This is a genomic window from Actinomycetospora sp. ABD4_176 (assembly GCF_056311855.1).
The window spans coordinates 4,645,173-4,663,196 of sequence record NZ_CM149974.1 but is presented as its reverse complement, the minus strand read 5'-3'; the positions used below and the strand labels follow the sequence as shown (position 1 = coordinate 4,663,196).

Here is an 18,024-nt window from a genome sequence, read left to right as displayed (position 1 = left end):
CGAAGGAGGGGCCACCCGGTGGAGCGCACGATCTTCTCCGACGAGCACAACGACTTCCGCGAGATGGTGCGGGACTTCCTCGAGAAGGAAGCGGCCCCGCACCACGCGGAGTGGGAGAAGCAGGGGCACGTCAGCCGCGACGTGTGGCTGGCCGCCGGGAAGACCGGCCTGCTCGCGATGGACGTCCCCGAGCAGTACGGCGGCGGCGGCACGTCGGACCTGCGCTTCCAGTGGATCGTCACCGAGGAGGTCGCGCGCGCCGGCACGAGCGGGCTCGGCTTCTCGCTGCACAACGACGTCGTCGCTCCCTACCTCATCGAGCTCGCGGACGAGGAGCAGAAGCAGCGCTGGCTGCCGCGCTTCAGCAACGGCGAGATGATCACTGCGATCGCCATGACCGAGCCCGGCACCGGCTCGGACCTGCAGGGCATCCAGACCCGCGCCGTCCGGGAGGGCGACGAGTGGGTGATCAACGGCCAGAAGACCTTCATCACCAACGGCATCATGTCCGACCTCGTCGTCGTCGTCGCCAAGACCGACCCCGACGCCGGCGCCCACGGCTTCAGCCTCATCGTCGTCGAGCGCGACACGCCGGGCTTCGAGCGCGGCCGCAACCTCGAGAAGATCGGGATGTCCGCCCAGGACACCGCCGAGCTGTCGTTCACCGACGTGCGCGTGCCCGCCACCAACCTCCTGGGCGAGGAGGGCAAGGGCTTCATCTACCTGATGCAGAACCTGCCCCGCGAGCGGCTCTCGATCGCCGTGGGCGCGATCGCCGGGGCCGAGCGCGTCCTCGAGGACACGGTCACCTACGTCAAGGAGCGCACCGCGTTCGGCAAGCCGCTCGCCAAGCTGCAGACGGTGCGGTTCTCGGCCGCCGAGATGGCCACGAAGCTCGCCGTCACGCGCACCTTCGTCGACCGCTGCATCACCGAGCTGAACGAGGGCAAGCTGGGTCCGGCCGACGCGTCGATGGCGAAGTACTGGGCGAGCGAGACCGCCAAGGAGGTCATCGACGGCTGCCTGCAGCTGCACGGTGGCTACGGCTACATGAAGGAGTACCCGGTCGCGAAGGCGTACCTGGACACCCGCGTGCAGACGATCTACGGCGGCACCACCGAGATCATGAAGGAGATCATCGGCCGGGTGGTGCTGGGGTGAGCGCCATGAGGATCGGGATGGGCCTCGCCTACGCGCAGGGCGGGTTCCGCGAGACGGTGGAGAAGCTCGTCGAGCTCGAGGAGGTCGGCCTCGACGCGGTGAGCGTGGCCGAGCTCTACAGCTTCGACGCGGTCAGTCAGCTGGGCTACCTCGCGGCCCGCACGTCGCGGGTGCACATCGAGTCCGGGATCGTGCAGATCTACACGCGGACGCCGTCGCTGACGGCGATGACGGCGGCCGGGCTGGACTACGTCTCCGACGGCCGCTTCGTCCTCGGCATGGGAGCCTCGGGCCCGCAGGTCATCGAGGGCTTCCACGGCGTGCGCTACGACGCCCCGGTGGGCCGCACGCGCGAGATCGTCGAGATCTGCCGCCAGGTCTGGCGCCGCGAGCGCGTCGAGTACTCCGGCAAGCACTACACGATCCCGCTGCCGGCCGACCAGGGCACGGGCCTGGGCAAGCCGCTGAAGATCATCAACCACCCGGTGCGGGCACAGATCCCGATCATGCTGGCCGCGCTGGGCCCGAAGAACGTCGAGATGGCCGCGGAGCTCGCCGAGGTCTGGGAGCCGATCTGGTTCCACCCGGGCAAGGCGGCCGAGGTGTGGGGCCCGTCGCTCGAGGCCGGGAAGGCCCGGCGGGACCCGGCGCTGGGCGAGCTCGAGGTCGCCGTCGGCGTCCCGTTCGCCGTCGGGCCCGGGGCGGGCAAGCTGCGGGAGCACGTACGTCCCCAGCTCGCCCTCTACGTCGGCGGGATGGGCGCCAAGGACAAGAACTTCTACGCCCAGCTCGCGGGCCGCTACGGGTTCGCCGACGAGGCGTCGGAGATCCAGGACCTCTACCTGTCCGGGCGCAAGGAGGAGGCCGCGGAGAAGGTGCCGGAGGAGCTCGTCCACGCGGTGTCGCTGATCGGCACCGAGGACGAGGTCGCCGAGCAGGTGCGCGAGTTCGCGGCCGCGGGGGTCACGCAGCTCAACATCGCCCCGCTCGAGCCGGACCACGACACCGTGAAGTCGTCGCTGGAGACCCTGAAGTCCCTGGTCTAGGAGCCGGACCCGCCCTCGGGCAGCAGGAGCATGCGGGCGAGCTGCTTCCACTGCTCGAGGTGCGGGTCGGTCCGCGGGTCGCGCGGGTCGAAGCCGTAGGTCAGCGCGACCCCGCGCATGCTGGTCAGCAGCGTCTCGCGCAGCAGGGCCGCGCGGGCCGGGTCGGCGTAGTCCTCGAAGAACGCGTCCACGGTCTGGCGGATCGCCGCGCCCAGGCGCCGCTCCGCGGGCAGGAGCGCGGCCGCGAGCGCCTCGTCGGTGCGCGCCGCGGTCCACAGCTCGACCGAGGCCCAGAAGTAGGCCTGCTGGTAGGTGAACCACATGACGTCGACGGCCCGGTCGAGGCGGGCGTCGGCGTCGACGTCGGCCGCGGGCAGGTCGGCGCGGGCCAGCCCGTCCGCGGCGAACCGGCTGGTCGCGAGATGCTGCGCCGCGGCGACGAGCAGGTTCTCCTTCGACGGGAAGTGGTGCAGCAGCCGGCCGCGGGACACCCCGGCGCGGTTCTGGATCGTCAGCGTCGTCGTGCCCGCGTAGCCCGACTCGACGAGGCAGGCGACGGCCGCGTCGAGGATGCGGGTGCGGCTGTCGGACGTCCGCTGCTCGCGGGACCGCCGCTCCGGTTCGGCGGCCGCCCGGGTGCTCACCATCGGTGTCCCCTCCCGTCCGCGTCGTCGTCACCGTCTCGAGACGATCGTGCCGTCAGGACCGCGAACGGTCAAACCTGACTGTCGCGGTCGAGCACCGCGAGGAGGACGTCGACGAGCAGCGCGCGGGTGCCGGCGCGGTCGAGCGTGCCGCGGACCAACCACTCCCGGGACGCCGAGCGAACCAGGCCGAAGAACGAGCGCACGCGCGCCCGGTAAGGGTCGTCGGGCGCGTCGGGCGCGAGCGCGGCGAGGACGCGGTCGGCGGCGATCTCGTCGGCCTCGGCGAGGATCGCGTCGACGTCGATGTCCCCGGCCGCCCCCGTGCCGACGGAGAGCCAGAGGCCGCGGTGACGGTCGACGGCGTCGAGGAACCAGTCCACGGCCGCGCCGGCGCGCTCCTCGACCGTGCCGGGCGGGAGCTCGGAGACCGCGACCTCGGGGATCGTCGTCAGGCGCCGCACGACCTCGAGGTAGAGCGCCCGCTTGGTGCCGAAGTAGTGGTTGATCAGCCCGCGCGCGACGCCGGCCTCGCGGGCGAGGTCGGTGGTCGAGACCGCGGCGTACGGGTGCTCGGCGAACAGGCGCAGGGCGCCGGCGACGATCTCCTCGCGGCGCGCGTCGGGGTCGAGACGCCGGCCGCGAGCGGGGGCGGTCATCGGCGTGTCGCCGACCCGAGCGTGTGGCGATCCTGGCGACTGTTGCCAGCGATGCCGCATCGCTCGCGGTCGTGGGGCGTCATCCCGAAGGACATGGCGAAGTCGTGGAGGGTCGCCGAGAGCAGCGGGCGGTGGCCGGCGAGGAAGCCCAGGGGGCCGTCGGGGTCGAACGTCCAGTCGGCGCGGAGCAGGCCGATGCCGTTGCGGCTCGTCACCGGGCTCTGCCAGAGCCGCCCGTGGAGGTCCTGGGCCAGCGTGAACCCGACGCGCGGGCGGCCGGGCAGGCGCGTCCCGCGGCGCAGGACGGCCCGGGCGGCGGGGCGCTCGGCGCCCTCGACGGTGATGCTCGGCGTGCCCTCGTCGACGCCCGTGAAGCTCGCGAGCCCCTTCGGGATGCCCCAGAGCTCGCGCCCCCCGTCGCGCGACGCCGGGCTGTCGACCCAGATCGCGACGATGTGCGGGCGCACGCGCACCCCCACGCGACCGGCGACCGCGACCAGCAGCTCGCGGTAGCTCATGACCCCGCCTGGCGCGTAGTCGACCCAGGCCGCCCCGACCGGCGTGCGGCCGCCGAGCGCGAGCGGCGACCAGCCGTCGGGCCAGGTCGCGGTGGGCAGGGTGTCCGTCGGCACGAGGAAGGTCGACAGGTCCATCCGGCCGACGAGGGTCCAGGGCTCGGGCGGGTAGGAGGTCATGTCGGTGCTCCGATCCTCGGGCTGGGCAGGTCGGTGGTGGTGCTCCCGCTCCACAGGGCCCCGGGGGCGTCGGCGGGCACGGCAGGGCGGTGCGGCGCGACGGGCGCAACGCGGCGGTAGGACTCGCCCGGGGCGGGCCGCGGGTCGGGCTCGCCGCGGTTGGGCCACAGCGACATCGCGCGCTCGGCGAGCGCGGTGATGGTCAGCGACGGGTTCACCCCGAGGTTCGCCGGCACGCTCGACCCGTCGACGACGTGGACGCCGGGGTGCCCGTGCAGCCGGTGGTAGGGGTCGACCACGCCCGTGTCGGCGGTCGCGGAGATCACCGCGCCGCCGAGGAAGTGGCCGGTCACCGGCAGGTTCACCAGCGTCGAGCTCGCGCCGACCGGGAAGCCGCCCATCCGCCGGGCCACACGGCGCGCGACCTCGTGGCCCGCCGGGATCCACGCCGGGTTCGGGGTGCCCTCGCCCGGCCGCGAGCGCAAGCCGCGCAGGAACCGGCGCGGGCGCAGCGTCAGCGAGTTGTCCAGCGTCTGCATCACCAGCAGCACGATCGACTGCTCGGCCCAGCGCCGCGGCCGGTGCAGCGCGGCCAGCTCGCGCCGCGAGCGCACCAGCGCGCGGGCGATGCGCCGCAGCGACGGACCGCGCTCGCCGAGCGTCGCGTCGCCCGCCGCGGTGGTGCCGTCGACGAGGACGGCCGAGAGCAGCGAGAGCAGGTTGGAGCCTCGCCCGTAGCGCACGGGCTCGACGTGGGTGTGCGCGTCGGGGTGGATCGACGAGGTGATCGAGACGCCGGTGGTGTAGTCGGCGACGTCGCTCGCGGTCCGCGCGGCGAGGATCGCCTCGGAGTTGGTGCGCGAGAGCTCGCCCAGCCGCGGGGAGATGCGGGGCAGGTCGCCGCGCCGGCGCAGCCGGTGCAGCAGCCGCTGGCTGCCGAGCGCCGAGGCGGCGACGACCACCTGCTGCGCCCGCAGCGTGCGCCGCCCGCCCGGACGCCCGGTGGCGCGCACCTCGACCTCGTAGCCCGACGCCCCGGACAGGTCGCCGCCGCGCGGGCGGATGCGCGTCACCGTCGTCATCGGCAGCACCTGCGCCCCGGCGGCCTCGGCGAGGTGCAGGTAGTTCTTCACCAGCGTGTTCTTGGCGTCGTGGCGGCAGCCCGTCATGCACTCGCCGCAGTGGAGGCAGCCGTGGCGCGAGGGGCCGGCGCCGCCGAAGTAGGGGTCGGGCACCTCCTGCCCGGGCGGCGCGCCGAAGAAGACGCCCACGTCGGCGGCCCGGTAGGTGTGCCCGACGCCCATCTCCTCAGCGACGTCGCGCATGACGGCGTCCGACGGCGAGACCCGCGGGTAGGTGGTGGCGCCGAGCATCCGGGACGCCTGGTCGTAGGGGGCGTCGAGCTCGTCGGCCCAGTCGGTGATGCCGCCCCACTGCGGGTCGTCGTAGAAGGAGCGCGGCGGGCGGTAGAGCGTGTTGGCGTAGACCAGCGAGCCGCCGCCCACGCCCGCGCCGGACAGGACGAGCACGTCGCGCAGCGGGTCGGCCCGGAAGATCCCGAAGCAGCGGGCCCAGGGCGCCCACAGGTAGTCGCGCAGCTGCCACGACGTGGCGGGGAAGTCCCGGTCGGCGAAGCGGCGGCCGGCCTCGAGCACGCCGACGCGGTAGCCCTTCTCGGTGAGGCGCAGCGCGGTGACCGAGCCGCCGAAGCCGGAGCCCACCACGATCACGTCGTAGTCCGGGTCGACCTGCGGATCCGCCGTCTGCGCCACGGCGTTCACCATCGCGAGCCGTTGGCAGCGTGTCAACGAGACCCGGGCCTCCCTACTGGCCAGTAGGGCACGTTGACAGCAGCACAAAACAGTCCATGATGACTGTTGAGAGCAGTCGGCTCGCACCTGCGAAGGGACACACCCGTGACCACCTCCCGCTCAGAGGCATACATCTACGACGCCCTCCGCACCCCGCGCGGCCGGGGCAAGGCCACCGGTTCGCTGCACGCGACCAAGCCGGTGTCGCTGGTCGTCGGCCTGATCGACGAGCTGCGCAAGCGCAACCCGGAGCTCGACCCCGACAAGATCGAGGACGTCGTCCTCGGCTGCGTCACCCCCGTCGGCGACCAGGGCGGCGACATCGCGAAGACCGCCGCGATCGCCGCGGGCCTGCCCGACCACGTGGGCGGCGTCCAGCTCAACCGCTTCTGCGCGTCGGGCCTCGAGGCCGTGAACCAGGCCGGCCAGCGCGTGCGCTCCGGCTTCGAGGACCTCATCGTCGCCGGCGGCGTCGAGTCGATGTCCCGCGTCCCGATGGCCTCCGACGGCGGCGCCTGGGCGATGGACCCGGAGACCAACTTCACGACCTCGTTCGTCCCGCAGGGCATCGGCGCCGACCTCATCGCCACCCTCGAGGGCTTCGCCCGCGAGGACGTCGACGCCTACGCGCTCGAGTCGCAGACCCGTGCCGCCAAGTCGTGGGCCGACGGCGCGTTCGACCGCTCGATCGTCCCCGTCGTCGACCGCAACGGCCTCACCGTGCTCGACCACGACGAGCACGTCCGCGAGACCACGATGGAGGGCCTGTCCGGCCTCAAGCCGTCGTTCGCCGGCATCGGCGACATGGGCGGCTTCGACGCGGTGGCGCTGCAGAAGTACCACTGGGTCGAGGCGATCAACCACGTGCACCACCCGGGCAACAGCTCGGGCATCGTCGACGGCGCCGCGCTCGTGCTGCTCGGCACCGAGGAGGCCGGCAAGCAGAACGGCCTCACCCCGCGCGCCCGCATCGTCGCCACCGCCGTCTCCGGCGCCGACCCGACGATCATGCTGACCGGCCCGACGCCGGCCTGCGAGAAGGTCCTGGCCAAGGCCGGCATGACCGTCGACGACATCGACCTCCTCGAGATCAACGAGGCGTTCGCGGCCGTGCCGATGAAGCTGATGCGCGACCTCGGCTTCCCGCACGAGCGCACCAACGTCGCCGGCGGCGCGATCGCGCTCGGCCACCCGCTGGGCGCCACCGGCGCGATGCTCGTCGGGACCATGGTCGACGAGCTCGAGCGCCGCGACCTGCGCCGCGCGCTCGTGACGCTGTGCATCGGCGGCGGCATGGGCGTCGCGACCATCATCGAGCGGGTCTGACCCACCCCTCCGGAACCCCGACCAGCGAACAGGAGCCAGGAGCGCAGTGTCCGAGAACATGTTCCGGTGGGAGGCCGACGGGGACGGCATCGTCACGCTGACGATGGACGACCCGGACGCCTCGGCCAACACGATGAACCAGCGCTTCGGCGAGGACCTCGCCGCGACGCTGGACCGCCTCGAGGCCGAGAAGGAGTCGATCACCGGCGTCGTGCTGACCTCGGCGAAGAAGACCTTCTTCGCGGGCGGCAACCTCGACGACCTCGTCAAGTACACCCGCGCCGACGCGCAGAAGGTCTTCGACCAGACCCAGGCCATCAAGGCGCTGCTGCGCCGCCTGGAGACCCTGGGGCGGCCGGTGGTGTCCGCGATCAACGGCGCCGCCCTCGGCGGCGGCCTCGAGATCGCCCTGGCCACCCACCACCGCATCGCCCTCGACGCCAAGGGCTCGAAGATCGGCCTGCCCGAGGTCACCCTCGGCCTGCTGCCCGGCGGCGGCGGCGTCGTGCGCGTCGTGCGCCTGCTCGGTCTGGCCGACGGCCTGATGAACGTGCTGCTGCAGGGTCAGCAGCGCAACCCGAAGGCCGCGCTCGAGGCGGGCCTCGTGCACGAGGTCGTCGACAGCCCCGACCAGCTGATCTCCCGCGCCAAGCAGTGGGTCAAGGACAACCCCGAGGCCGCGCAGCCGTGGGACGTCAAGGGCTACAAGATTCCCGGCGGCACGCCGTCGACGCCGAAGTTCGCGGCGAACCTGCCCGCGTTCCCGGCCAACCTGCGCAAGCAGCTCAAGAACGCCCCGATGCCCGCGCCGTACAACATCATGTGCGCGGCCGTCGAGGGCTCGCAGGTGGACATCGACAACGCCGCGAAGATCGAGTCGCGCTACTTCGCCGACCTCGCCTGCGGCCAGGTGTCGACGAACATGACCCGCGCGTTCTTCTTCGACCTGCAGGCCATCAACAAGGGCGCCTCGCGCCCCGACGGCTACGAGAAGCACACGGCGCGCAAGGTCGTCGTGCTCGGCGCCGGGATGATGGGTGCGGGCATCGCGTACACCTGCGCCATGGCGGGGCTGGAGGTCGTCCTCAAGGACGTCAGCCAGGAGAACGCCGACAAGGGCAAGGGCTACTCGCAGAAGCTCCTGGAGAAGGCCGTCTCGCGCGGCAAGTCCACCCAGGAGAAGGCCGACGAGGTGCTCGGGCGCATCACGGCGACCGCCGACGCGTCCGCCGCCCAGGGCGCCGACCTCGTCATCGAGGCCGTCTTCGAGAGCCCCGATCTCAAGAAGCAGGTCTTCGCCGAGATCCTGCCGCACCTCGCGCCCGACGCCGTCCTGGGCTCGAACACCTCGACGCTGCCGATCACCGGCCTCGCCGAGGGCGTCGACCGCCCCGAGGACTTCATCGGCCTGCACTTCTTCTCGCCGGTCGACAAGATGCCGCTCCTGGAGATCATCAAGGGCGAGCGCACCAGCGACGCGACGCTCGCCAAGGCGATCGACATCGCGCTGCAGATCAAGAAGACGCCGATCGTCGTCTCCGACAGCCGCGGGTTCTTCACCAGCCGCGTCATCGGCACGTTCATCAACGAGGCCGTGGCGATGCTCGGCGAGGGCGCCGCGCCGTCGTCGATCGAGCAGGCCGGGTCGCAGGCCGGCTACCCGGCCCCGCCGCTGCAGCTGATGGACGAGCTGACCCTGACGCTGCCGCAGAAGATCCGCCAGGAGACCCGGCGCGGCGTCGAGGAGTCCGGCGGCACCTGGAACGAGCACCCCTCCGAGGCGATCATCGACCGGATGGTCGAGCTCGGCCGCAAGGGCCGCTCCTCGGGCGCCGGGTTTTACGAGTACGACGAGTCGGGCAAGCGCACGCGCCTGTGGCCCGGCCTGGTCGAGGAGTTCGGCGCCGCCCAGGGCGACCTGCCGTTCGAGGACATGCAGGAGCGCATGCTCTTCGCCGAGGCCCTCGAGACCGTGAAGTGCTTCGACGAGGGTGTCCTGCACACCATCGCCGACGCCAACATCGGCTCGATCATGGGCATCGGCTTCCCGGCCTGGACCGGCGGCGTGGCGCAGTACATCGACGGCTACCCCGGCGGCCTGCCCGGGTTCGTCGAGCGGGCCCGCATCCTGGCCAAGGCCTACGGCGACCGCTTCAACCCGCCGGCCTCGCTGGTCGAGAAGGCGGAGAAGGGCCAATCCCTGCGCGGGGAGTGAGGCCCGACCGGGGTGGCCCCGGGTGACGTACCGACCGAAGGGCACCTTCGCTCGACTCTTGCGAGCGAGGGTGCCCTTCGGTCGTACTCGGGGTCGGGGCCACGACCGGCTCGCCGCTGGCGAAGGGCGCCCCTCGCCCATCTATACGAGCCAAGGTGCCCTTCGCTCACATCGGGCGCGCACCCATACCGTCAGTCCTGACTGTCTCGTACGCTCGGCCCCGATCGCCCCACGACGAGGAGGACGAGGGCCCCATGGGTGTGCTGGACGGCGTCAAGGTCATCGAGGTCGCGGGGATCGGGCCCGGCCCGTTCGCGGCAATGATGCTCGCGGACATGGGCGCCGACGTGCTGCGCATCGACCGCCCCGCCGGGGGGCGCGGGCTCTCGCTCGGCAACACCGACAAGGACGTCCTCGCCCGCGGGCGGCGGTCGGTGGCCCTGGACCTCAAGTCGCCCGACGGCCTCGCCGTGCTCCTCGACCTCGTCGAGACCGCCGACGTGCTGCTCGAGGGCTACCGCCCCGGCGTCGCCGAGCGCCTCGGCTTCGGTCCCGACGACTGCCACGCCCGCAACGAGCGCCTCGTCTACGGCCGCATGACCGGCTGGGGCCAGGACGGCCCGCAGGCCTCGCGCGCCGGGCACGACCTGACGTACCTCTCGACGGCCGGCGTCGTCGCGCACATGGCGGGTCGGGACGGGGCGCCGGCGGTCCCGATCAACCTCGTCGGCGACTTCGGCGGCGGCGGGATGCTGCTGGTCGTCGGCGTGCTCGGGGCACTGGTGGAGCGCGGGACGTCGGGACGCGGGCAGGTCGTCGACGCCGCGATCGTCGACGGGGCCGCGCTGCAGATGGCGATGGTCTACGGGATGCGCGCGGGCGGGCTGTGGCCGAACGAGCGCGGCGCCAACCTCCTCGACGGCGGCGCGCCGTTCTACGACCACTACCGCTGCGCGGACGGCGGCTACGTCGCCGTCGGGGCCCTCGAGCCGCAGTTCTACGCCGCGCTGATGCAGGGCCTGGGGCTGGAGGGCGAGGAGATCGCCACCAACCAGTGGGACATGCGCCGCTGGCCGGAGTGGCGGGCGCGCATCGCCGAGGTGTTCGCGACCCGCACCCGCGACGAGTGGGCCGCCGACCTCGAGTCGACCGACGCCTGCGTCGCGGCCGTGCTCACGATGGAGGAGTCCGTCGAGCACCCGCACAACAAGACGCGGGGCCTGCACGTCGAGGCGTTCGGGGTCACGCAGCCCGCGCCCGCCCCGCGCTTCAGCCGCACCCCGAGCGGCACGCCGACCCCGCCCGCGGCGCCCGGCGAGCACTCGACGGAGGCGCTCGCGGACTGGGGCGTCGACCGGGACCGGATCGCGAAGCTGCAGGAGGCGGGGGTCGTCCACCAGACCCCGAGCTGACGCCGGACGGGGCGGACGCACCTCGTGTCCCCGCGCGGCGACCGATCGTCTGTTGTCATCGCCTGGTGAGAGCCACCCTGTCGCGACGCCCCGACCGGACCTTCTGGATACGCCCCGCGGGGTGCGGGCTCGCCGCCCTGGTGGCCGCCTTCGCTCTCGTCCGCGTCGACCGGCTGGCCGGGGACGAGCCCACACGGCTCCTGTTCCCCGGTCCGCCCGAGGGGGCGCGGAGCTTCCTCGGCGCCGTCATCACCGCGATGATCTCCTTCACCGGTCTGGTCTTCTCGATCACGGTCGTGGTGCTCGTGCTGACCAGCGGGCAGTTCTCGCCCCGGGTGCTGCGCCAGTTCCTGCGCGACCACGCCATCCAGTGGTCGCTGGGGCTGTTCATCGCGACGTTCGTCTACGCCCTGTTCGTCCTGCGCGAGGTCCAGGGCACCAACACCGCGGACGCCTTCGTCCCCCGCATCGCCGTCACCGGCTCGTTCCTGCTGATCCTGGCCGCGGTCGCGCAGTTCATCTACTACATCCACCACGTCGTCCACTTCATCCAGGTCTCGTCGATCATCCGCCGGATCGCCGACGAGGCCCGGCGCCTCATCGAGGCCCGCGTCCCGCGCGAGCCCGCGACCCCGCTCGCCCCCCTGTCCCGCAAGGGCCAGGAGCAGCTGATCACGGCGTCGCGCGCCGGGCCCCTGCTGCGGGTGGACGAGGACGCGGTGGCCGGTCGTGCCGCCGCCGACGGTGTCCGGGTGGCGGTGGCCGTCCGCGTCGGCGACTTCGTGCCCGCCGGCGCTCCCCTGATGACGGTGTATCGCGACGCCTCCGCCCCCGCGGCCGATCCGGCGGCGTACGCGCGCGGCGCCGTGCAGGGCATCGAGCGGTCGATGGACCAGGACGTCGCCTTCGGCTTCCGCCAGCTGGTCGACATCGCGATCAAGGCTCTCTCGCCGAGCATCAACGACCCGACGACCTGCGCCCAGGCGATCGACGCGATCCACGACCTGCTGCGCCACCTGGTCACACGCCCGTGGCGCCCCGACCGTCACGGCGACCGGGACGGGGTGACCCGGCTCGAGGTGCCCAGCTGGTCGGTCGCCGAGCTGACCGAGCTCGCCGTGCGGGAGATCGCGTTCTTCGGGCGCGACCTGCCCCAGATCCCCGAGCGCCTGGACCGGATGCTCGGCGACCTCGCCCGGGCGGCTCTGCCGGAGCACGCCGACGCCGTCGCCGCGGGACGGCGGGCGCTCCGGCCCGCCGAGTGAGCCGGCCGCTCCCGCGCCCCCGCGAGCGATCATGCTGCTCGGGCGGGGTCCGGCGCCTAGGCTCGCACGGGTAGGCGGTGTCCGCGCCGGGGCGCTCCCGGTGCGCACGAGCGCGGAGCACAACGGGGAGGCAGCGTGATCCTGACCCCGGCCGGGGCGTGGCGCGCCGTGGGCAACATGCGCGCGCGGGTGCTCGAGGGCCCGTTCGCGGACCTGCGCCGCATGCCCCGCACCGCGTTCGACACCGGGCCGGGCGAGGCCGGCCTCGAGGGCGTCGGTCGCGCGCACGGGCTGGCGCGCGCGGGCTCGGTGAGCACCTACCGCTACGCCGTGCACCCCACGGCGCGGCTGCGGGGCGCGCCGGTGGTGCTGGTGTCGCCACTGGGCGCCTGCGGGGTGGCGTTCGACCTGCGGCGCGGCAACAGCCTCGTCGAGCACCTCGTCGGTGAGGGACGGTCGGTGTACCAGGTCGACGACGAGGACCTCGTCGGCCACGGCGGGGCGATCACCCCCGGCCCCGCCGACCTCGAACGCTGGGTGGACGAGATCCTCCCCCACGTCGTACGGACGGTGAGCGCCGCGCACGGGGGTGCCCCGGTGCACCTGGTCGGCTGGTCGATCGGCGGTCTGCACGCGGTGCTCTCCGCGGCCGGGCACCCCGACCTCCCGCTCGCCTCGGTCACGGGGATCGCGACGCCGTTCGTGCTCGATGAGGTGCCCCCGGTGGTCCGGGCGCGCCCGCTGGCGATCGCCGCGGGCGGGCCGGTGCTGGCGACCCTGCAGACGCTGCTGGCGCTCATGCCGCTGCCGCGCCTGCTGCGCGCGCTCGGGCTGGGCTCGCTCGACGAGCTGCTCACGGCGCCGCTGACGATGATCACCCGTCTCGACGACCGCGACTTCCTCGCACAGATCGAGGCCGTCGACGACGTGCGGGCCCTCATCGGCGAGCAGGCCCGGTACGTCGGCACCTACTTCCGCGCGATGGTCGACCCCGAGGACCTGGAGGCCGGCCGCGTCCCGGTCGGGCACCGCGTCGTCGACCTGCGCGACCTGCACCGCCCCGTGCTGCTTGTCGCCGGCGAGACCGACCGGGTCGTCCCGCCCCGCGCCGTCCGGGCCGGCGCCCGCCGGCTGCTCGGCGCCGGCACCCGGCTCACGACGGCGCCCGGCGGCCATCTCGGCGTGCTCACCGGCCGGGCGGCGAAGGACACGACGTGGGCGCGCCTGTGCGCCTTCCTGGGCCGTCACGACCCGCCCGACGCGGTCGAGGGCGGCAGCCCGACCGGCCGGCGGGTGCTGCGTCCGGCGCGCTCGCGGTCGCGGTCCGGGGCGGAGACGTTGCGGCCGGCACCGCGCGAGGAGCCCGCGCCGGCCGCGCCGTCGGAGGCGCCGGAGGGCGGCGGGGGTAACGGGACGGCGGCGGAGGGCACGACGAACACGGAGAACACTGATAACTCGGAGAACTCGGACCCCACGAAGAACGCGGGGAGCACGAGGCGGTCGTCGCGGCTGCCGGCCCCCAAGCGAGCGACGCGCTCGCCCCGTCGCGGGCCGTCCTAGACGGTTCCTGGACAGCTCCAGCCTCACCGACCCCCGCCGGACCGGTCGTCTACTGTGACCGCGTGGTCTCGTTGCGCGATGCCCGCCGTGATCGAGGGTGGTCGCAGACCACGGCCGTGGCCCGACTGCGCGAGCTCGCCGAGCAGGGCCGGATCGACGTCGCGAGCGCCGCGAGCCTGAAGACCCAGCTCTCGCGCTGGGAGAACGGCACCGTTCCCGACGAGCCGTACCGCACGCTGCTCGCGGAGCTCTACGAGCGCGAGCTCGGCGAGCTCGGGATCGACGTCACCCCGCACTGGGAGCGCAGCCACGAGATCCCCGGGCTGCTCACCGAGATCCGCGACGAGCTGCGCACGCTCAACGAGCTGCTGCGCGACCGGAAGGACTCGGCCCCCCAGGCGTGAGCCCTGCTCAGGTCTGCGGGTGACGGGCCCGGACGGCCTGCAGGCGCGGCGACTCGTCCGACGGCTCGAGCCGCGTCAGCACCAGCCCGAGGGCGGCCACCGACACGGTGCCCACGGCGGCGACGGCCTCCGCGGTCAGGTCGAGGACATCGGCCAGAGGGCGCAACGGCGCCAGCAACACGTTCACGAAACCCCTACGACGTTCGGTGGAGCGAGGACCCGGGCTGTGCTCCGGGGGCGACCTGCACGACGTCGTGGCATCGGTGCCGTCCGGCGTCGGGGCCGCTCGCGAGCTCGTGCGTCCCATCGTGCCAGTCGGGCCCGGGCGCGGAACCCGCTGTCGCGCCAATTCACACGTCGGCCACAGCGGACTGCGTCAGGCGGTCGATCTCGTGCGCCGATCGGCGGAGTATTTCCGGCGACCAGTCGTGTCGATCTCTGCGCAGGCCGCGACCGGCATGCGGACCTACGGTACGGGTCGTGCGCCATCGCCAGCTCGGTTCGAGCGACCTGCAGGTGTCCGAGATCTCCCTCGGCTCCTGGCTGACCTACTCCGGCGGCGTCGAGGCCGACGCGACGGCGGCCTGCACGCGGGCCGCGTTCGACGCGGGCATCACGTTCTTCGACACCGCCAACGTCTACGGCCGCGGGGCGGCCGAGGAGGCCTGGGGTCGGATCCTCGCGGACTACCGGCGCGAGGACTACGTGCTCGCCACCAAGGTCTACTTCCCGATGTCGAGCACCGACCGGGGACTCTCGCCCGCCCAGATCCACCGGCAGATCGACGCCTCGCTGCAGCGGCTCGCCACCGACCACGTCGACCTCTACCAGTGCCACCGCTTCGACGCCGAGACGCCGATCGAGGACACCATGGAAGCGCTCGCCGAGGTCGTGCGCGCGGGCAAGGCGCGCTACCTCGGAATCAGCGAGTGGACGCCCGACCAGATCCGCGCGGGCCTCGCGGCGTGCCCGGACGACGTGACGATCGTGTCCTCGCAGCCGCAGTACTCGATGCTGTGGCGCGCCCCGGAGGCCGAGGTCTTCCCGACGACCGCCGAGCACGGCATCTCGAACATCGTCTGGTCGCCGATGGCCGAGGGCGTGCTCACCGGCAAGTACCGACCCGGCGAGCCGGTGCCCGTCGACTCGCGGGCGGCGAGCGACGAGATGAACGGGTTCATCCGCCAGAAGCTGACCGACCGCACGCTCGAGGCCGTGCAGCGCCTGGTCCCGATCGCCGAGGGCGCGGGGCTGTCGATGGCCGAGATGGCGCTGGCCTGGGTCCTGCGCCGCCCCGAGCTGGCGTCGGCGATCGTGGGCGCCTCGCGGCCCGAGCAGGTCCACGCCAACGCCGCGGCCGCCGGGATCGAGCTGACCGCCGACACCCTCACCGCCATCGACGAGGCCCTCGGCGACGTCCCCGTCACCGGCCAGCAGCTCGGCCCCGGCGCCTCCGCCGAGATCACCCACCGCTGAGGTGCGCCTCCGGCGTTCGTGAGCAGCGCACCTAGCGTGGAAGGCGGCGCCAGGCCCAGCGGGGCAGCAGGCGCATCGCGGTGAAGAGCAGGCGGAGCGCGCCCGGCACCCAGACCACGTCGCGCCCGTCGGTCAGGGCGTCGGCGGTGGCGTCGGCGACCTGGCCCGGTGTCGAGGACAGCGGTGCCGGGTCGAGGCCGCTGTCGGCCGTCATGCGCCCGATGACGAAGCCCGGGCGCACGAGCGTGAGGTGCACGCCGCTGCCGTGCAGCGCGTCCGCGAGGCCCGACGCGAAGCCGTCGAGGCCGGCCTTCGCGCTGCCGTACACGTAGTTCGCGCGCCGGACCCGCACCCCGGCCACGGACGAGAACACGACGATCTCGCCCGATCCGCGCGCCCGCATCCGCGCCGCGACCTCGGTGAGCACCGCGACCTGCGCGACGTAGTCGGTGTGCACGACGGCGGCCGCGTGCGCGGCGTCGCGCTCGGCGCGGGCCTGGTCGCCGAGGATCCCGAACGCGAGGACCACGGTGTCCGGCAGGCCGTGCGCCGCCTCGACGGCGTCGAGCACCCCGGCCTGCGCGGCGAGGTCGTCGGCGTCGAACTCCACGGACGCGACCTCGGCGCCGGCGCTGCGGACCGCCGCCTCCTCGGCCGCCAGCTCGCCCGCGCGGCGGGCGGCCAGCACGACCGTGCCGGCGCGGCCGGACGCGGCGAGGCGGCACGCGAGCGCCACCCCGATCTCGCTGCGGCCACCGAGGACGAGGACGACCGGGCGGGTCTGCGCGGGCACCGCGGCAGCCTAGGGAGAGGCTCTCGCACCCGGGCCCGGGGGCCCGTAGCGTCACGGCGACCGACGGGAGGACGCGCGGTGAAGACGGTGCACGCCATGATCCCGCCCCACGCGCTCGAGGACGTCCGTCGCGCCCTGGAACGGCACGCGGTGCTGGGGATGACGATCGCGGAGGTCAGCACCCTCGGCGCGTCCGGGCCGCGCAGCTTGCGGCGCGGGCAGGTCGTCGAGGACGGGCTCGCGCCGTGCCTGCGCATCGAGGCGATCGTCCACGAGGAGCTGGTCGACCGGGTCGTCGACGAGATCGCCGCCGTCGTGCACCCCGACGGGCGGCTCTGGGTGACACCGCTGGATCTCGTCCTGCGGGTCCGGACCGGGGAGCGGGGCGAGGACGCGGTGTAGGCGCCGGCGACCCGTTGTGACCGCCCCGTGACGACGCGGTCACGCGACCGCGACGACCGTCCGCCGCAGGACCCCGCCCGCTGGGCGGAACTCGCTGTGCCGGCGCACGCGGTGCGGCGAGGATCGTCCTGCCGGGGGACGACGCCATCGATCGAGTGATGGTGTGGGGGTGGTGACGTGTCGGACGCCGTCGGGCGTCATCGCCGCACCGGCGCATCCGGGTTCGAGCACGCGGCCCTCTTCTACGACGACCAGGCCCGCTTCGTGTCCGACGTGGTCGACCACGTGCGCGCGGGCCTCGAGGCCGACGAGGCCGTCGTGATCGCGCTACCCGCCGAGGACCTGGGGCCGATCCGCGACGCGCTGGGCGCGGACGCCGCGGCCGTGGTCCTGCAGGACGTCCGGCGCCTCGGGCGCAATCCGGCGCGGCTGGTCCCGGCGCTGCACGAGTTCGTCGACGGCCACCCGGGGCGGCGCGCCCGCGTGGTCGGGCAGGGCCTGTGGGCCGACCGCCCCGCGGACGAGCGCGCCGCCTACCTGCAGCACGACGCGCTGACCAACCTCGCGTTCGCCGCGCGGCCCGTGACGATGCTCTGCCCGTACGACCTGCGCCGGCTCGACGCGGACACCGCCGCCGACGCGCGCGCCGCGCACCCGTTGCTCGTCGAGGACGGGTTGCCGGTGGAGAACGCGACGTACGGCGACCCCCTCAAGCTCGCCGAGGCCGTGCTCGGCGCGCTGCCCGAGCCGCCCGAGCTCGGCGAGACGCTGGTGTTCGGCGCCCCGGACGGCCCGCGTGCCGTGCGCCGCGCGGTGGCCGAGCACGCGGCGGGCACGGGCATGGCGCCCGACCGCGTCGCCGACCTGTGCCTCGCCGTCCACGAGGTCGCCGTCAACACCGTCGTGCACACCGCGGGCCGCGGCATCCTCTCGCTCTGGCACACCGACGACCGGGTGGTCGCCGAGGTCCAGGACGGCGGCTGGATCGAGGACCCGCTGGTCGGGCGCTACCCGCCGGACCCCGAGGACGGGCGCGGGTACGGCCTGTTCCTGACCCACCGCCTCTGCGACCTCGTGCGCGTGTCGAGCACCCGCGACGGCGGCACGACGGTGCGGATGACGATGTACCGCGACGGGGGCCCGCGCTAGCGTCTG

General features: G+C 73.7%; 17 protein-coding genes. 11 read left to right on the top strand and 6 right to left on the bottom strand.

What is annotated here, in order from left to right; genetic code table 11:
- Positions 1–18: 18 nt before the first annotated feature.
- Complete coding sequence (locus ACYX4T_RS22570; RefSeq protein WP_476011486.1) at positions 19–1,161, top strand: acyl-CoA dehydrogenase family protein; 1,143 nt, start codon at positions 19–21, stop codon at positions 1,159–1,161.
- Positions 1,162–1,166: 5 nt separating this feature from the next.
- On the top strand, positions 1,167–2,207 hold the full coding sequence (locus ACYX4T_RS22565) for an LLM class F420-dependent oxidoreductase (protein ID WP_476011485.1): 1,041 nt from the start codon (positions 1,167–1,169) through the stop codon (positions 2,205–2,207).
- Here the strand turns inward: ACYX4T_RS22565 and ACYX4T_RS22560 are convergent.
- From ACYX4T_RS22560 to ACYX4T_RS22545, 4 genes are all read right to left on the bottom strand, one after another.
- Positions 2,204–2,854, bottom strand: coding sequence for a TetR/AcrR family transcriptional regulator (locus ACYX4T_RS22560; RefSeq protein WP_476011484.1), 651 nt, complete (start codon positions 2,852–2,854; stop codon positions 2,204–2,206). The two genes, ACYX4T_RS22565 and ACYX4T_RS22560, sit on opposite strands and share 4 nt — an antisense overlap.
- A 68-nt stretch (positions 2,855–2,922) precedes the next feature.
- A complete protein-coding gene (locus ACYX4T_RS22555; RefSeq protein WP_476011483.1) occupies positions 2,923–3,510 on the bottom strand; it encodes a TetR/AcrR family transcriptional regulator in 588 nt (195 codons plus the stop codon).
- Positions 3,507–4,205 carry an acetoacetate decarboxylase family protein gene (locus ACYX4T_RS22550; RefSeq protein WP_476011482.1) on the bottom strand — a complete coding sequence of 233 codons (699 nt, stop codon included), beginning with the start codon at positions 4,203–4,205 and terminating at the stop codon, positions 3,507–3,509. The genes ACYX4T_RS22555 and ACYX4T_RS22550 overlap by 4 nt, the downstream gene beginning before the upstream one ends.
- A complete protein-coding gene (locus ACYX4T_RS22545; RefSeq protein ID WP_476011481.1) occupies positions 4,202–5,977 on the bottom strand; it encodes a GMC family oxidoreductase N-terminal domain-containing protein in 1,776 nt (591 codons plus the stop codon). The genes ACYX4T_RS22550 and ACYX4T_RS22545 overlap by 4 nt, the downstream gene beginning before the upstream one ends.
- A gap of 144 nt (positions 5,978–6,121) precedes the next feature.
- On the opposite strand from ACYX4T_RS22545, the gene ACYX4T_RS22540 reads away from it, so the two are divergent.
- The 6 genes from ACYX4T_RS22540 (at position 6,122) to ACYX4T_RS22515 (ending at position 14,198) form a co-directional block, all read left to right on the top strand.
- A complete protein-coding gene (locus ACYX4T_RS22540) occupies positions 6,122–7,342 on the top strand; it encodes an acetyl-CoA C-acetyltransferase (RefSeq protein ID WP_476011480.1) in 1,221 nt (406 codons plus the stop codon).
- Positions 7,343–7,400: 58 nt separating this feature from the next.
- Positions 7,401–9,557: a 3-hydroxyacyl-CoA dehydrogenase NAD-binding domain-containing protein gene (locus ACYX4T_RS22535; protein ID WP_476015349.1), complete on the top strand. Its 2,157-nt coding sequence runs from the start codon at positions 7,401–7,403 to the stop codon at positions 9,555–9,557.
- Between the two features lie 254 nt (positions 9,558–9,811).
- On the top strand, positions 9,812–10,969 hold the full coding sequence (locus ACYX4T_RS22530) for a CaiB/BaiF CoA transferase family protein (protein WP_476011479.1): 1,158 nt from the start codon (positions 9,812–9,814) through the stop codon (positions 10,967–10,969).
- A 65-nt stretch (positions 10,970–11,034) separates the two neighbouring features.
- Positions 11,035–12,234, top strand: coding sequence for a DUF2254 domain-containing protein (locus ACYX4T_RS22525; protein ID WP_476011478.1), 1,200 nt, complete (start codon positions 11,035–11,037; stop codon positions 12,232–12,234).
- 135 nt (positions 12,235–12,369) lie between these two features.
- Positions 12,370–13,794, top strand: a complete 1,425-nt coding sequence (locus ACYX4T_RS22520) for an alpha/beta hydrolase (protein WP_476011477.1) — start codon at positions 12,370–12,372, stop codon at positions 13,792–13,794.
- A gap of 62 nt (positions 13,795–13,856) precedes the next feature.
- Positions 13,857–14,198, top strand: a complete 342-nt coding sequence (locus tag ACYX4T_RS22515; RefSeq protein WP_476011476.1) for a helix-turn-helix domain-containing protein — start codon at positions 13,857–13,859, stop codon at positions 14,196–14,198.
- A 7-nt stretch (positions 14,199–14,205) separates the two neighbouring features.
- Here ACYX4T_RS22515 and ACYX4T_RS22510 read toward each other — a convergent pair whose 3' ends face one another.
- A complete protein-coding gene (locus tag ACYX4T_RS22510; RefSeq protein ID WP_476011475.1) occupies positions 14,206–14,385 on the bottom strand; it encodes a hypothetical protein in 180 nt (59 codons plus the stop codon).
- Between the two features lie 293 nt (positions 14,386–14,678).
- Between ACYX4T_RS22510 and ACYX4T_RS22505 the strand changes: the two genes are divergently transcribed.
- Positions 14,679–15,674: an aldo/keto reductase family protein gene (locus tag ACYX4T_RS22505; RefSeq protein ID WP_476011474.1), complete on the top strand. Its 996-nt coding sequence runs from the start codon at positions 14,679–14,681 to the stop codon at positions 15,672–15,674.
- A gap of 31 nt (positions 15,675–15,705) precedes the next feature.
- Here the strand turns inward: ACYX4T_RS22505 and ACYX4T_RS22500 are convergent, their stop codons facing one another.
- On the bottom strand, positions 15,706–16,467 hold the full coding sequence (locus ACYX4T_RS22500; RefSeq protein ID WP_476011473.1) for an SDR family NAD(P)-dependent oxidoreductase: 762 nt from the start codon (positions 16,465–16,467) through the stop codon (positions 15,706–15,708).
- 78 nt (positions 16,468–16,545) lie between these two features.
- On the opposite strand from ACYX4T_RS22500, the gene ACYX4T_RS22495 reads away from it, so the two are divergent.
- Both ACYX4T_RS22495 and ACYX4T_RS22490 read left to right on the top strand, forming a co-directional pair.
- The gene (locus ACYX4T_RS22495; RefSeq protein ID WP_476011472.1) at positions 16,546–16,869 is read left to right on the top strand and encodes a P-II family nitrogen regulator; all 324 of its coding nucleotides are present in this window, start codon (positions 16,546–16,548) and stop codon (positions 16,867–16,869) included.
- A gap of 177 nt (positions 16,870–17,046) precedes the next feature.
- Positions 17,047–18,018 (top strand): anti-sigma factor RsbA family regulatory protein, encoded by a 972-nt coding sequence (locus tag ACYX4T_RS22490; protein WP_476011471.1) that lies wholly within the window; start codon positions 17,047–17,049, stop codon positions 18,016–18,018.
- Positions 18,019–18,024 lie beyond the last annotated feature (6 nt).